This is a genomic window from Microvirga sesbaniae (assembly GCF_025460805.1).
Classification (GTDB): domain Bacteria; phylum Pseudomonadota; class Alphaproteobacteria; order Rhizobiales; family Beijerinckiaceae; genus Microvirga; species Microvirga sesbaniae.
Window position 1 is genome coordinate 35,891 of the sequence record NZ_JAMXFJ010000012.1, and the last position, 13,837, is coordinate 49,727.

Genomic DNA, 13,837 nt, shown 5'->3' on the forward strand with positions numbered 1-13,837 from the left:
GTCATCCCTCCCATCCGTAGAGCGCCCATTTGGCATTCACCGGCTGCCCGTTTCCGAAGAACAAGGAAACGCCGCTCGAGCGATAGCCTCCGGACTCCAATCCGGCCGGATCGAATCGACCGGTGACCTCGACCTGTGACATGATGTTCCCGGCCATGTGGTGCGAAACGCTGGATCGCAGCACATTCGAGAGGCTCCATGGGATGTTGGCCACAACCACATCCATGTCGAGCAGAGACCCTGTCTGCAAGTAATCGGAACTGATGGCGCGGATCGTGTTGGAGAGGCGGATGAAGAATTCGTTCGCTCCCGAGAAGACACCGCTCGCGCCGTTGCTCGCGACCCAGCTCCCGGCATAGTGGTTCTGCGGAGCCCCGGATGCATAGCTGAACTGACCGTACAGGATGGAATCGCCTGTCGTCGGATAGAGGCCGGTCGCAACGATCTTGAACCTGTTGTACCCCGTCGGAAACGAAATGATGATGACGCTCGCGGACGTCGAAGACCCTTCAGCGAGCTTTGTCAGCGCTGCATTCGTGGAGATCGTCAGGGAGTCGAGCGCGTCGTTGTAGTCCTTGGAGATCCCCGGTCCGGCGACGATGAGGCTCGCCACCCGATCATCGACGGCCTCGTTGAACGCGATGGCGCTGCGGGCGGCTGCCTGACTGGCGGCCGTCAGAAGGGAGCGCCCCAACGCGGTGCTGTCCGCGATATCGGTTGACGGATGAGTGTGCGTGGCCGGGGGACCCGGCGGGCCCTGCGGACCTTGCGGCCCTTGCGGGCCGGTCGGGCCTTGAATGCCCTGGATCCCCTGGATTCCTCGAATGCCCTGCGGGCCGCGAATGTCCACGGCGTCGGTGATGCTCGAGACCAGCCCCGTGGCGCCGATATAGTGGCCGGTGGCGGGCTTCGTCCCGGTACCGCCGGTCCAGTCGGAGACCTGAAGAACACGGCGCGCGCCGTCGTTGACTACGGCCAGGACCGGAGCCCAGCCCTTGTCGCCCTGGATGCCCTGCGGGCCCCTTATGTCGACCGCGGCGGCAATGTCGCTCACGAGCCCCGTGGCGCCGACATACTGACCCGTGGCGGGCTTGTCGAGCCGGCCGCCGATCCAGTCCGAGACGCGAAGGACGCGGCGGGCGCCGTCCGGGACGACGGCGAAGACCGGAGACCAGCCGGGCGCCCCGGCAATGCCCGCCCGGAACGTGAGGCGGAGGTTCGAGCGCCCGGTGGCGCTGAGACGTGCCGTCATGGGAAATTGCCCTCGTTGATGGTGAGCGTGCCGTCGAAGATCTGGACGATGTCACCGGTCACCGTGCTGGTGGCGCGCAGGCCGTGCGGATAGTCGCCGACCGGCAACACGCCCTTCTCGATGCGGAAGGTCATCGTGGGCGCGTCGACCGTCAGGCCGTTGCCGACCGTCAGCAGGACGCTCGAACCGCAGCCGCCGACGGAATACGCGAACTCGTATTCCTCGAAGGGAAAGTCCGTCTCGCCGTCGAGCGCGAAGTCGAGCGCGAACAGCACGGTCGCATCGTCGGATGCGGACAAGCAGAACTGGTAAGGGGCGGAGTTGGCCATGGCGGCTCCAACGAAAAAGGCCCCCGTGAGGGAGCCCTGGAAAGAGAAAAGCCGCCCGGAGGCGGCTTGATCGGTTAGCGGGTGATTGGGCCGGCGACGGCTCCCGGTGCTGCGCCCGCGCCGCCGACCAGCGCAGCGGCGGCGGGTAGGCCTGGTGCGGACGAGAGCGGGCCACGCCGATGCCCCTCCCCGTCATCACCGGCTCACAGCACCCTCTCACGTCATCACCGGCCTTGTGCCGGTGATCCCGATGCGGTGAGGCGTTGTGCTTCAAGCAATCGGGATGGCCGGGACAGGCCCGGCCATGACGTGGGAAAGGTCACGCCACAGCGATGATCATCCTCCCCGTCATCACCGGGCTCGTCCCGGTGATCCCGCGTCCGAGAGGCGTTGCGCATCAAACAATCGGGAGGGCCGTAACCACCAGGCATGACGCGCCCTCCTCAACCGAACAGGCTGCCGAGCTTGCCCAGGCCGCCGCCCAGGAGTTTCGAGCCGAGCTGCAAGCCGCCCATGATGGCGCCGAAGCGGTTCGCGGCGGCGTTCTGCCCGGCCATCATGCCGCCGTGCAGGGCGCTCACGGCGCCGTCCGCCGTGTGCTGGGCCGTGCCGACCCCAAGACGCGTCGCATCGCCATAGACCGAGGCCTTGTCCCGTCCCTTCTGGGTGAACAGGTCGGCCCGGTCGGAGAGGACGCCGGCCTGGCGGCCCGTGGCGTCGTAGCCGAGCCTGTTGAGCCCGTCGAGGCGGCCGAGATACCGGTCGTATTCCTGGTCCGCCATGTGGCCGGCCCGGTCCGAGATCGCCGCCGCGGTGTTGCCGGATCCGAGCATGCCCAACGCGGACGCCTTGCGCGCGACCGCGTCGGTCGCCTGGTCGACCTGGTATTGGTAGCCGGGGCCGGCGCGGAACGCCGCCACCGCGCGGTCGTGCCCCTCCGGCCCGTTCAGGCCGGCGGCATCGGAATACTGGCCGAGCGCCTTCAGGCCGGTGTCCCGGTAGGGATTGTAGAGCGCCTGTTCCTGCTGGTTCACGGCAAGGGCGCTCTTGTAGCCGCCGTTGAGGGATTTGAGGCTGGCGTTGCGCCCGCTCTTGATGCGCTGGTCGAGGCCCTTCTGCGCATTGTCCAGATAGGCCATTTCCGCCACGGCGGCGCGGCGGCCGGCGCTGCCGGAGAAGGGTGAAGACATGAGCGTCTCCCGAAGTTTGAAGCTGTGGGAAGGTGATCAGCGCTTGCGCAGATCGAGAAGGATGGACTTGTCGTCGAACTGGAAGGTGAAGCCGGCCGTCGCGGCGATCCTGGCTTGCAGCCTGAAGATGTCGTTGTCTCTCACGTCGGTGATGAGCCGCGCCGTGAGAACGGGCGTGTAGTCGACGAAGACCGAGAGGGCGCCGGATCTCAGGGTTCTGATGTTCCCGTCCCGCTCGCGGATCAGCCGCCAATTGGCGCTCGTCGTGCCGCCGCTCGAGCCGACACGGTACATGAAATCGGCGATGATGAGGGCCGAATAGGCGCCGCCGTCCGTCTGCGCCGTGTGCGAGATGAAAGTGACCCAGTTCCCGCCGGTATCGCCGATCAGGTTCGAGGCGTTGATCGTCGAATCCTGAGGCTTGGTCACCGAGTTGGGGAAAATCTCCTCCGTGCCGATCCGCACCGGCACGTTGAAGGTGAAGATGTTCTGGCCGAGATCTGTATCAAACCCGTAACTGAACACGTTCGTGCCCGTCCCGCTGTCGGTGAAGTAGAGCTGGTTCGCGCTCAGCCCGATGGCCGAGGTGCCGTCGCTCTTCGCGATCATCTCGAAGCCCGTGAAGGCGTTCCCGGCGGTCAGGTAGATGCCATAGGCCGCTTCGGCCCCGGACGGCGTCGCACGGGCCCCGAAATAGACCTGCCCGCCGGCGGTGAAAGTCCCGACGCTCGCCTGGACCGTCGTGATCTGCTCAGCCAGGGCTTCGTCGGCGCTCGTGCGCGCGTTCGTCTCCTCGACGATGGAGTCCGAGTTGCCGTCCGTGTCGGAGCGCACCTCCGTCAGGCGCGTGTTCAGGTTGACGACCGTCGTCTTGTACCAGTTGCGGGCGAACTGGTCCCAGTCGAGCTGTTCCTTGGTCGGCAGGCCGTCCGGCGTCGTGCGCGCCACGGTGACGGGCAGGACCGGCGGCAGCCTAGCCAGATCGATCTTGTCCTCGGTGGGCATTACGGCGTCCTCCCCTGCGGGTCGGGAACGGACGCGCCCATGAAGGCGAAATCCTTCGCCGACGACGTCTTGAACCGGACCCGGAAACCGTGATGGGTCGAAAGCCCGAGCCGGTTGACCCGCACCGGGAACCTGTCCGCCTGTTCGAGCGGGCGCGTCACCGGGTTCGACCAGGTCTTGCCGCCGTCATGCGACCACGAGACGGCGACGTCGGTCTCCTCGGCGGGCGTGAATTCCCCGAACAGGGATGGAACGACCATCCTGGTCGGATACTCCTTCAACGGGCCGCTCTCATAGGTGGCCTCGACGGTGGTTCCGGCTTCGGTCTTCACGCTTTCCGAGACGGTCAGAAGGTTCGTGGACAGCCTGTCGCCGATCAACCATCTGTCGTTGGCCTTCACGGATTTCGAGCCCCGCCAGCGGTTGAGGCCGGCGCTGACGCGCTCGTGCCATTGCCCGGTCCTGACGTTCAGCTCCCAGGTGCCCCGGTCGGACGAGAGCGACCAGAAGGCATTGCCGTTGAGGGTGTAGACGCAGGCCTCGAGGGTCGACACCGTGGAGGCCGCGATGAATGCCTCGACGTCCGGCGTCGAGACCTTCTCGGTCTGGTAGCCCTTCAGCGCCTGCACGGTCTTGTTGTGCGCCACGAAATACGGCACGTCGTCCCACCCGACCCCGAACCCCGCGATCGCCATGGCCGTGAGCAGCCCCACCGACAGGACGGAGGTGCCGCGCTGGAGCGGGAACGGGGAATCGCCGACATTGAGCCAGGGCTCGATGGTGTCCCGGCCCATGGCGTAGACCACGCCGGCATGGGAGACGCAGCGGATCAACCCGTCGGGCTGGGCTTCGGCGGTGGCGACGCTCAGCGCATTGATGGCGGTCGCGTTGAGTTCCGAGGCGAAGATCCGCCCGTCGGCAACGCTGAAGATGAGAAAGGCGTCCAGGAATGCCACGCTGTTGGCTGTCGCCGGCAGATCCGCATCGGGATAGGCCGAGACCGTCGTCGGGGTGAGCACGTAGGCGCCGCCCGTCTCCCGCACCGCCACGATATCGGGCGTCGAGACGCCGCCGGAAACCTTGTTGTTGCGCGCGAGCGTCACGCCGTCCGTGCCGGGAATGGAGCCGGCGAGCGCCGTCACCGCGCCGTTGGCGGCCACCTTCACGACGCCGGCGGCATAGACCGCATAGACGTCGCCATTGACCTCGATCATGCCGCGCGGGGTGGACCTGCCCGCATCGGCGAAGACGGCGAGGCCCGGCGTCCTGAGATAGCGGATGCTCTCGCCCAGCGTCTCGGCATAGACGTTGATCAGCCGCCCCTGCCCTTCGCCCGGGCGCTGGCCCGGCGTCGATGACAGGGGATAAGGGAGGCTAGGCATCAGAAGCTCGTCATCGTGAGCGGACGGTAGGACGGCGGCCGCGCCGCCAGGCGCCGCAGGGGGGCCTCGGCTCTCGCCTTCGTGGCGTCGTCGACGGCGGGAAGGCCGAAATCCGGCGCGATCTCCAGGGCCAGGCGCGCGGCGAGCGGCAGGAACACCGCGTCGTCGATCCCGTCGGTGTCGTCCACATAGATGACATTGTCGAGACCGAGCTGCGCCGCGAGGGGATCGACGATGCCCGCGACGGCCGTCAGGTCCTCGGGGTGCGGCGCTTGCCCCGCCTGCAGGAGGTTGAGGATGCCGAGCGCCCGGGTAGCGAGCTCAGTCCTGGTTTTCGTCATGGGTCACCTCCCGATGGGTCACAGCCTTCGCCGCCCGCCCGCGGCGCGGCGCGGGCGCTTCGCCCGCGATCTCGAAGAACGGGTTCGCTTCCGCCTTCGCCAGGAGGGCCGGGTCGTCCACCGCGACGGCCTGGCCGTCCAGGAACTCGATTCCCTGCCAGGTCACACGGGGCGCCGTGCGGTCACGGTCGCGATAGATCACGGTCGCCATGGGGGCATTCCTTCAAGGGTTCGCAGAACGGGCGGCGGTCCGGAGACGGCCGCCGCCCGATGATGGGGTGGAGGGTGGTGTGAGCGGGTGGTGACGTGAGAGGGTGGGACGAGCCCGGTGATTATACCCTCCCCCCGTCATGGCCGGCCTTGTGCCGGCCATCCCGGTCCGGTGAGGCGGGCGGTCTCGGCCTGGGTCTTGTCGGCCCGGGCGAAGCTCTCGGCCGCCTTGCCTTCCTGGCCGGCGACCTCCGCCTCGGCCTGGCGGGCCTGGAGCCGCCGAGCGACGGGGTCGGGCTCGGGGGACATCATGCCGAGCACCTTGTCCTTGACCGCCTTCGGCAGGGCGGACATCTCGACGAACACCTGGGGCGGCACCGGGATCTTGCTCTGCGCCAGGGACGACAGGATGTCGAACACGTCGCCCATGACGTTGGTCACGTCCGGGCCCTCGTCGAGGATGATGTCCACGTCGAGCTGCCCGAGGGCGTTGGCGATGACCGGGTTGCCCATCGGGCCGATCTCGAGCCGGTTCACGCCGATGAACCGGGCCAGGCCGGCGTCGTCCGTGATGCGGATCCAGCGCTCCGCCGTCCACCAGGTGCGGACGGCGCACCAGACCGAGCGGTAGACGTCGAGCTTCCAGGCCCGGTAATGGGCCAGGAACGGCCCGAGCTCCGCGATGCCCGATTGCTGCATCATGGCGAGCGCCCGGCCGGACCGGGCCTCCACGCCGGTGCCGACCACCGCCGGGTTCGGGCCGAAATTCTCGATCTCGCCCTTGGCGTCCTGGAAGTACTGGGTCTGCTGCAGGAATTCCTGATCGGCCTGCTCGATGCGGAACTCGTCCGAGGCGCCGTCGTACAGGATCACGCCGTCGGGCCGCGCGGCCTCGCGGCGCGCGGCCTCGATGTCGTCGAGCGCCCCCTTGCGGGCGATCACCTGGCGGGTGTTCATGATGTGCATCGCCTTGGAGCGATGCTGGTTGATGGCGTCCTGCGGGCCCTTGAGGCGGCGCACGAAGCCGTAGCGGTCCCCGTCGTGATCGACGCCGTTGGACCAGGCGCGGTAGCGGCAGATCGTGCGGCCGCGCGCGTCCACGAAGGGCGACGCGCCCTGCGCCAGCGCCACCGTGTTCACGTAGATGCAGTAGCGCCATTCGCCCCGGTGCCGGTACCAGTGCTCGTTGAGGCGGATCTTCGTCCTCGCGTTCACCCAGAGCGGCGCCCGGTCGATCTCGTGCGCCGTCCCGTCGCCGCCGCCGAAGGAACCGGCCACGCGCTCGGACGCGCCGGGAAACATCTCGTCGAGCTCGCCGGCCGAGACCCAGCGGGACACGCCCATGTAGCGCGCGTCCGAGAAGTCCGGCTGCACCGAGCGCGGGTCGTAGAAGAAGGTCGTCGGATCGACCGACGAGAGGGTGATGTCGGGGTCGGCGCCGTCGCCCGGCTCGAGCCCCATCTCGACGACCGCGATGCCATGGACGGCGGCCGAGAGCAGCGCCCCGGGCTCGATATCCTCCCAGCGGCTGGCGTCCAGGGCATAGCGCAGGACGATGGTGGACAGCTCGGCCCCGGCCTCGTGCCGGGGCGTGCGCGGAAACGCCCTCGGGTCGGTCCTGAACCTCTGGACCACGCCCACGAGCCCGTCGATCTTGCGCGACAGCCGGTCGAAGGTGATCGGCGGCTGGCGGCGGTCGCGAAGCGTGCGCAGCTGCTCCTCGGTCCATTGCGCGCTGTGGTAATAGCGCCAGGCGGTGCGCTGCTCGTCCACCTCGGCGGCCTTGACCGCGACGTAGTCCGTGTATTGCCGGCGCAGGGCCGCCAGGGACAGACCGTCGTGGGACGGCCCGTCGTCTGCGGGTCGGGTTTCGCTCATGGGCATCACAACGTGTTGGCGCTCGGAGCCGGCGCGCGGGCTCCGATCGGTCGGTATCCGGGTCTCGGTGGGCGCGCGGCCGTGGCCGGCGCCGTGCCGTTTCTCATGGTGTCGAGGAGCTGCCCGAGCAGGCCGAGCGCATCCGCCTGATCGTCGTGGACGCCGGCCGGGAAGCGCAGCAGCTCCGCGACGAAATCGTTCGTCCAGGGCGCGGCGGCCGGGACGTAGAGCCCTTCCATGGCCATTCGCCCGCGGATCGACTGGGCACGGACCGCCTTGTCCCCCCGGGTCGGAAACTGGGTGCGGGCGCAGTAGGCGCCGCGCTCCCGCGCGCGCTTGTCGAGGAAGGGCCCCACGCCGGCGCGGATCTGCCCCTGCTCCTCCGCCCATTCCCGGGGCTTCCACGTGAGGACGAGATCGCACCAGGCCTCGACCCAGGCGTCGGACGCGGCCTGGCGCCGCCAGAGATCGAGCAGGTACATCCGGCCCTCCGGATCGAGACCGGCCACCACATGAACCGTGTAGTCCCCACCATCAGCAGTGACCGCGTAGTCCGACGCCCCGTAGATCCTGAGCGTTCCGGTCGGCGGCAGGGCCGCGACCGGGCGGATCCATTCGGCCCTGAAGTAGTCGCCGCCGTCGGGAACGGGGTTCTGCTGGTAGAGCGACGCCCATGTGCGCGGGTCCGCCGTCCGGCGCTTGGCCCGCAGCAGGTCCGCGTAGCCGTATTCGCCCTCCCACAGCCATTCGCCGGGCGCCCGTCCGAGCGGGTCGTTATCCTCCGCGACCGCCGGGAGGGAGATGATCTCGAGCCGCTCGCCGGTCGATTGCGCCCGGGCGATCCATCGGCCGGCTAGGTCGTCGTCGTGCCAGCGGGTCATGACGAGCGCCCGCCCGCCGCCCGGGACGATGCGGGTGTCGAAATCGTCGTTGAACCACTCCCAGACCCGATTGCGGACCAGGGCGCTGTCCGCGTCCTGGCGCGAGCGGAACGGATCGTCGATCAGGCCGATCTTGGCCCGGAAGCCCGCGATGCCGGTGCCGACGCCCGCGGCGAGGTATTCCTGCCCCCGCGTGGTCATCCAGCGCCCGGCGGCCGAGCTCTCGCCCGAGACGCCGTAGCCGAGGGCCGTCCGCTGATTCAGCACCCAGCCCCTGACCTTGCGCCCGAACCGCTCCGCCAGCTCCGTTGAATGCGAGGCCGCGATGATATTTCCGGCATGGGGCTGGGCGAAGTACCAGGCCGGGAAGAGCTGCGACGTGTAGGTGCTCTTGGCGGAGCCCGGCGGCATGAAGATCAGAAGGTTCTGGATCTTGCCCTCCGCCAAGTCCTGCAGCTTGGTAGCCAGCAGACGGTGATGCGGCGCCGGCTCGAGCCCCGTCGCGCGGCAGAAATCGACGAAGGAGCGCCTGATCCGCCTACGGCGCAGAAGCTCCCGGGCTGCGTCCTGTTGCGAGAGCGGCAAGGTCTTCATCCGACAGGTCTTCCGGTTTCCGCAGCCCGCCCGGCTCGACCCTGTCCTTGAACATGCCGAGATGCTTGCCGATGAGCTCCAGCGCCTTCGCGGCGCCCGCGGCGTTGAACGTGAACGCGCCGGTCGGCTGGCCCTGGCGGTCGAGCACGGGCTCCTGCCGCATGCACCGTTCGGCCATCTCGCGCAGCCGGTCCAGGACCCAGTCCTGGGTCAGCCCGGTGCGCGCGGAGCGCGCCTCCCGGGCGGCCGCGATCGCCGCCGCGATGGCGGGCTTGCGGAGATTCGCATGGCCGATCGGCGCCGCGCTGCGCGCGCTGTAGCCCGCCCGGCGCGCCGCCCCGGCGGCGTTCAGGTCCACGAGGTATTCCTCGACGAACCGCGTCTGCTTGTCGTTCAGGGCCATGCGGGGATTCACCCATGTGGGGAGAGGGTGGTGTCACCGGCCCTTTCCACCTTCTCCACGTCATCACCGGGCTTGTCCCGGTGATCCCGATGCGGTGGAGCGCGGCGCCCTTCCGATCGGGATGGCCGGCACAAGGCCGGCCATGACGTGGAGGGTGGTGTGACCCGGTGCGAACACCCTCCCACTGTCATCACCGGGCTTGTCCCGGTGATCCCGATACGAGAGGCGCCGCGCTTTTCCGTATCGAGATGGCCGGCACAAGGCCGGCCATGACGTGAGAGGGTGGTGGGAGGGTAGCGGAAGGGCGAACGACGCGCGATCACGGGTCCCACCGCGACGGCACCGAACAGGCCGGCAGGTCGCCGTTCGGCACCGGTCCCGGAAACACGATGACGCGCTCGACCGGTGCTTCCGCCTGGTGGACGCCGCCCCAGGTCCCGCACACGAACATGTCCGTGTAGCCGTCGAAGACCGGGTGCGTGGAGGTGACGGACCCGACCGCGCCGCCGTTGACGGAGAGCGCCACCGCCCGGTCGTCGACCGAGAAGGCCGCGCAGAACCGGGAGCCGGGCGCCGGCAGGGGCACCCTCGCCGTGACGCCGGCCTCCTCGTCGAAGGCCCGGATCCGCAGCTCCATGGCGGCCCCGGCCTGGTCCGTGCGCAGCCCCAGGATGTGCCGCGGGGCGAAAGCGGCGCTCACGAATTCCACATGGGTGCCGAGCCTGCGGATCGCGGGCGGCATGCGCCCGATGACGATGCCCGTGAAGGCGTTGGTGACGCCGAGGCCGTCGAGGCTCACGTGGGCGTGCTCGAAATCGCGCGCCGCCGCCGCGCCCTCGGTCCGGATCGGCGTCGTGGGGAACGGGGCGTCGCACCAGAGCGGGTTCCATGGCTCGATCTGCGGCACGGCGATGCGGATCCGTTCGTCGAGCGCGACCGAGCCGGAAAAATCCTGGTCCGCCGTGAGGAGGCCGACGATCTTCGCCGTGCCGGCCGGCGTGCCGACGAGGTTCGTGGCGGGCCGCGACCAGGCGGCCGCCTGCGGGAGCACGTTGCCGCTGTCGTTCGCGCCGAGCCCGATGGCGGAGCCGTTGAGCGCCTGGAGCGCGAGCCGCAGATCGAGCAGGTTGCCGGAGGTCTCGAGCAGATGCAGGAAGGCCGAGAACGCCCAGTTCTGGCCCGCCGCCGCCGGGATGTCCGAGAGCCCGCCGAAGCGGATCTGGAAGCCGCCGCCGGTGGCCGCGCCCCGCAGGCGCAGGTCGATGACGGGCAGGCCCTTATGGGTCGTGACGGCCTCCACCGACAGGGTCGTGCCGGTCGGGACGGTCACGGCCCAACCGGTCGGCAGCGCGCCGGGCGTGCCGGCGGCCGCGCCATGCAGCCAGGCGTTCGGCACCGCGTTGGTGGCGCCGTGCTCGAGCAGGAACCCGGCGCTGGTGCGCCGGGGCTCCGTGGCCTGCGTCAGGTGGTAGACGCCGTCGTGGTCCGGCGTATAGGCCTGGGAAGCCCGCCCGGCGACGTGGTCGGCCAGGCTGCGCCCATGGTAGAGATTGCGGACATAATCGAGGTCGAGCAGGGAGCCGACCGCGCCGCGCCGGCCCGCGACCGGGCTGCGGCTGCGCGACCTGAGGCGGGAGCGCAGCATCAGAGGCCCCTGCCGAGCGTGATGTAGAGCGTCGCCGACCCGCTCCGGCAGATGGCGGCCAGGTGGGTGGCGTCGGGCGGGATCCGGAAGGGCTCCGGGGCATGGCTGGGCGGGATCGGGATGCCGTTCGCCGGCGCGCCGTCGTCCGGAACGGCGGCCGCGACCGTGCTGCCCCCGAAGGCCACGAAGGCGGTGTCGTCGCCCGCGTTCAGGATGCGCAGGCTGCGGTCCTCGGTCCCGATCCTCGGATCCGGGAGCGCCGCCCGGGCGGTCGCGGTGCCGACGGCGAGCGCGACCGTGCCGCCGATGGGCGTGAAAACGTCCAAAGCCATGAAGTCGGACCTTTCGGAGAGTTCGGGTTGTCTCACGTCTCGGCGCGGCGCGGCCAAGCCTGAATCCGGTTCCGCCCTATCTGGCAAAGAGGATGCGCGGTCCTGAGGAGACGATGATGTTCGGCGATTTACCCACGGGACGACGCCACTACTGGATCGCGTTCACCCTGATCGTGATCGTCGGGCTGATCGGGCTGCTGCTGATGTGGACCTTCCACGTGTGAGATCGTGCCTGGGTCCGCATGCGCATCGGGAAGGGCTGTTCCCGTGAGCGATCGGCGCATCGCCGGCCAGCAGGGTCCGGGCACGCCGCAGGCGCTGACGGATCTCGTCCACCCACTCGACCATGGCGTCCGCGTCGCGCAAGGCGCGCGTCGGGGTGCGCCTCAGATCGTTCTCGAGCGCCGCGAGATCCGCCGCCACCGTGTCGATGAAGCTCATGAGGATGCTGGATGGTGAGGGGTGCAAAAACAGAAAGCGCCCCAAAGCCGTGAGGCCGGGGCGCGATTTCGTTGAGGCTAGATTTCTGACATGTCCGACACCGGCTGTCAAGCCGCGAGAGCATCGTCGTCGGGATCACCGGGACAAGCCCGGTAACAACACCCTCCCACGTCATGGCCGGCCTTGTGCCGGCCATCCCGATACGGAGAAGCGCAGCGCCTCAAACAATCGAGATCACCGGGACAAGCCCGGTGATGACGTGGAGGGTGGTGTGAGGCGGTGCGAACATCCTCCCCGTCATGGCCACCCTCCACCCTTGCCGCCACCCTCCGCCCTTCCCGCCACCCTCCACCCTTCCCGCCACCCTCCGCACGTCATGGCCGGCCTTGTTCCGGCCATCCCGATGCGGTGAGGCGCGGCGCCTCAAACAATCGAGATCACCGGGACGAGCCCGGTGATGACGTGGAGACGGTGGCAAGGGACGGTGCGAACACCCTCCCCCGTCATGGCGGGCCGTTCAGCTTGCCGTTCCGGAGGGTCGGCGGTATGAACGGCGCGCAAACCGGCGGCGACGGGAGCGAAGGCTCGACAGGCCCTTGTTGCTCACGGTCGCGATGTCGGGCACGGCGCGGGCTCACGATGGCAGCGCTCTCTCGGGAGGAAAAATGAGAACGACTTTGAAATTCGGTCTGGCCCTGGCCCTTGGCCTGGGCATGAGCGGCGGAGCGATGGCCCAGACGAAGGAGATCCGTGTCCTTCTGGCCAACCATCCGTATGGCGACATTCTCAAGGCGGCGATTCCGCAATTCGAGCAGCAGAGCGGCATCAAGGTCAATGTCGAGAGCCTGCAGGAAAGTCAGCTCACGACGAAGTTGACCACGGAGTTCGCCACGAACTCGTCCTCGGTCGATGTGTTCATGACGCGTCCGCTGCAGGACGGAAAGCTCTTCGCCAAGAACAAGTGGTACGAGCCCCTCACCGGCTACGACTTCTCGGATTACCCGGCGAACACGGTCAGCATCGTGACCTACGAGGGCAAGCCGAACATCGTTCCGCTGGTCACCGAATGGCAGGTCCTGTTCTATCGCAAGGACCTTCTTGCCGCCGCGGGGATCAAGGTCCCGACGAATTTCGATGAGCTGGCCGCCGCCGCGGAGAAGCTCAACACCGGAGGCGTGGCAGGCCTCGCGTCCCGCGGCAAGGGCGCGGCGGCCGTCACGCAGCTCTCCAGCTACGTCTATAATTTCGGCGGTCAGTACCTCGACAAGGGCGTGGCGGTGTTCGACACGAAGGAAGCCGTCGACGGCATCCGCTATTACGGCAAGCTCGTCGGGAGCTACGGCCCCCGCGGCGTGACATCCATGTCGTGGGAAAACATCCTGCCCCTGTTCCAGGCGGGCCGTGTCGCCATGTGGACGGATGCGTCCGTCTTCTATGGACAGATCACCGATCCGGCCAAGACGTCGCTCGGGGCGGACAAGGTCGGCATCGCCAACTTCCCGGCCGGACCCAAGGCCCATTCTCCGTTCTACGCGACCTCCTGGGGCATCGCGATGGCGAGCCAGTCGAAGAAGAAGGACCTGGCGAAGACCTTCGTCGATTGGGCGACCAGCAAGGAGCTCGCCGCCAAGGCGATGGGGGCCAACATCACCATGGCCCGGACATCCGTGTGGGAGGATCCGGCCGTCGTCGCCAAGGTCGATCCCGGCCTCGTCGAGACCCGCGCGTTCGTGGCGAAGAACGGCACTCCCACCGACAGGCCTTTCATGAGCGCCGTCGGCGAGGCCCGCGACCTGATCGGCGAGATCGTTCTCGAATCGATCAACACGAAGGGCGCGTCGCCGCAGATCGACGACATGGCGAAGGAACGTGTTGCCAAGGTCAACACGCTGCTGCGCGACACGGGCGAGTACGGACAGTAAGCTCGCCAGAGTGCCGTGCCGCCTTCGGGCGG

Annotated in this window: 14 protein-coding genes; 2 read left to right on the forward strand and 12 right to left on the reverse strand. The window is 68.6% G+C overall.

Going from position 1 to position 13,837, the window contains the following annotated elements; all coding sequences use genetic code 11:
- Position 1: 1 nt before the first annotated feature.
- The 12 genes from OCW50_RS17115 to OCW50_RS17170 form a co-directional block, all read right to left on the reverse strand.
- Complete coding sequence (locus OCW50_RS17115; protein WP_262298386.1) at positions 2-1,252, reverse strand: hypothetical protein; 1,251 nt, start codon at positions 1,250-1,252, stop codon at positions 2-4.
- Positions 1,249-1,581 (reverse strand): hypothetical protein, encoded by a 333-nt coding sequence (locus OCW50_RS17120; RefSeq protein WP_262298387.1) that lies wholly within the window; start codon positions 1,579-1,581, stop codon positions 1,249-1,251. Before OCW50_RS17120 ends, OCW50_RS17115 begins: the two co-directional genes overlap by 4 nt.
- A 443-nt stretch (positions 1,582-2,024) precedes the next feature.
- The gene (locus OCW50_RS17125) at positions 2,025-2,771 is read right to left on the reverse strand and encodes a hypothetical protein (protein WP_262298388.1); all 747 of its coding nucleotides are present in this window, start codon (positions 2,769-2,771) and stop codon (positions 2,025-2,027) included.
- Between the two features lie 36 nt (positions 2,772-2,807).
- Positions 2,808-3,776 (reverse strand): hypothetical protein, encoded by a 969-nt coding sequence (locus OCW50_RS17130; protein WP_262298389.1) that lies wholly within the window; start codon positions 3,774-3,776, stop codon positions 2,808-2,810.
- On the reverse strand, positions 3,776-5,158 hold the full coding sequence (locus OCW50_RS17135; protein WP_262298390.1) for a packaged DNA stabilization protein: 1,383 nt from the start codon (positions 5,156-5,158) through the stop codon (positions 3,776-3,778). Before OCW50_RS17135 ends, OCW50_RS17130 begins: the two co-directional genes overlap by 1 nt.
- Positions 5,158-5,499, reverse strand: coding sequence for a hypothetical protein (locus tag OCW50_RS17140; RefSeq protein ID WP_262298391.1), 342 nt, complete (start codon positions 5,497-5,499; stop codon positions 5,158-5,160). The genes OCW50_RS17135 and OCW50_RS17140 overlap by 1 nt, the downstream gene beginning before the upstream one ends.
- Positions 5,480-5,710, reverse strand: a complete 231-nt coding sequence (locus OCW50_RS17145) for a hypothetical protein (protein WP_262298392.1) — start codon at positions 5,708-5,710, stop codon at positions 5,480-5,482. Before OCW50_RS17145 ends, OCW50_RS17140 begins: the two co-directional genes overlap by 20 nt.
- Positions 5,711-5,847: 137 nt before the next feature.
- Complete coding sequence (locus OCW50_RS17150; RefSeq protein WP_262298393.1) at positions 5,848-7,587, reverse strand: portal protein; 1,740 nt, start codon at positions 7,585-7,587, stop codon at positions 5,848-5,850.
- Between the two features lie 5 nt (positions 7,588-7,592).
- Positions 7,593-9,062: a phage terminase large subunit gene (gene terL, locus OCW50_RS17155; RefSeq protein ID WP_262298394.1), complete on the reverse strand. Its 1,470-nt coding sequence runs from the start codon at positions 9,060-9,062 to the stop codon at positions 7,593-7,595.
- Positions 9,007-9,465, reverse strand: coding sequence for a terminase small subunit (locus OCW50_RS17160; protein WP_262298395.1), 459 nt, complete (start codon positions 9,463-9,465; stop codon positions 9,007-9,009). The genes terL and OCW50_RS17160 overlap by 56 nt, the downstream gene beginning before the upstream one ends.
- Before the next feature lie 319 nt (positions 9,466-9,784).
- Positions 9,785-11,110, reverse strand: a complete 1,326-nt coding sequence (locus OCW50_RS17165; RefSeq protein ID WP_262298396.1) for a hypothetical protein — start codon at positions 11,108-11,110, stop codon at positions 9,785-9,787.
- The gene (locus OCW50_RS17170) at positions 11,110-11,442 is read right to left on the reverse strand and encodes a hypothetical protein (RefSeq protein ID WP_262298397.1); all 333 of its coding nucleotides are present in this window, start codon (positions 11,440-11,442) and stop codon (positions 11,110-11,112) included. The genes OCW50_RS17165 and OCW50_RS17170 overlap by 1 nt, the downstream gene beginning before the upstream one ends.
- Positions 11,443-11,709: 267 nt before the next feature.
- Here OCW50_RS17170 and OCW50_RS17175 point away from each other — a divergent pair, with 267 nt between their 5' ends.
- Together OCW50_RS17175 and OCW50_RS17180 are read left to right on the forward strand one after the other, a co-directional pair.
- A complete protein-coding gene (locus OCW50_RS17175; RefSeq protein WP_262298398.1) occupies positions 11,710-11,901 on the forward strand; it encodes a hypothetical protein in 192 nt (63 codons plus the stop codon).
- A gap of 647 nt (positions 11,902-12,548) precedes the next feature.
- On the forward strand, positions 12,549-13,805 hold the full coding sequence (locus OCW50_RS17180) for an ABC transporter substrate-binding protein (RefSeq protein ID WP_262298399.1): 1,257 nt from the start codon (positions 12,549-12,551) through the stop codon (positions 13,803-13,805).
- Positions 13,806-13,837: the final 32 nt, after the last annotated feature.

Excerpts from the sequence above, each read along its gene's own strand:
- OCW50_RS17115 (WP_262298386.1), bottom strand. The coding sequence starts at position 1,252 with ATGACGGCACGTCTCAGCGCCACCGGGCGCTCGAACCTCCGCCTCACG.
- OCW50_RS17120 (WP_262298387.1), bottom strand. The coding sequence starts at position 1,581 with ATGGCCAACTCCGCCCCTTACCAGTTCTGCTTGTCCGCATCCGACGAT.
- OCW50_RS17125 (WP_262298388.1), bottom strand. The coding sequence starts at position 2,771 with ATGTCTTCACCCTTCTCCGGCAGCGCCGGCCGCCGCGCCGCCGTGGCG.
- OCW50_RS17130 (WP_262298389.1), bottom strand. The coding sequence starts at position 3,776 with ATGCCCACCGAGGACAAGATCGATCTGGCTAGGCTGCCGCCGGTCCTG.
- OCW50_RS17135 (WP_262298390.1), bottom strand. The coding sequence starts at position 5,158 with ATGCCTAGCCTCCCTTATCCCCTGTCATCGACGCCGGGCCAGCGCCCG.
- OCW50_RS17140 (WP_262298391.1), bottom strand. The coding sequence starts at position 5,499 with ATGACGAAAACCAGGACTGAGCTCGCTACCCGGGCGCTCGGCATCCTC.
- OCW50_RS17145 (WP_262298392.1), bottom strand. The coding sequence starts at position 5,710 with ATGGCGACCGTGATCTATCGCGACCGTGACCGCACGGCGCCCCGTGTG.
- OCW50_RS17150 (WP_262298393.1), bottom strand. The coding sequence starts at position 7,587 with ATGAGCGAAACCCGACCCGCAGACGACGGGCCGTCCCACGACGGTCTG.
- terL (WP_262298394.1), bottom strand. The coding sequence starts at position 9,062 with ATGAAGACCTTGCCGCTCTCGCAACAGGACGCAGCCCGGGAGCTTCTG.
- OCW50_RS17160 (WP_262298395.1), bottom strand. The coding sequence starts at position 9,465 with ATGGCCCTGAACGACAAGCAGACGCGGTTCGTCGAGGAATACCTCGTG.
- OCW50_RS17165 (WP_262298396.1), bottom strand. The coding sequence starts at position 11,110 with ATGCTGCGCTCCCGCCTCAGGTCGCGCAGCCGCAGCCCGGTCGCGGGC.
- OCW50_RS17170 (WP_262298397.1), bottom strand. The coding sequence starts at position 11,442 with ATGGCTTTGGACGTTTTCACGCCCATCGGCGGCACGGTCGCGCTCGCC.
- OCW50_RS17180 (WP_262298399.1), top strand. The coding sequence starts at position 12,549 with ATGAGAACGACTTTGAAATTCGGTCTGGCCCTGGCCCTTGGCCTGGGC.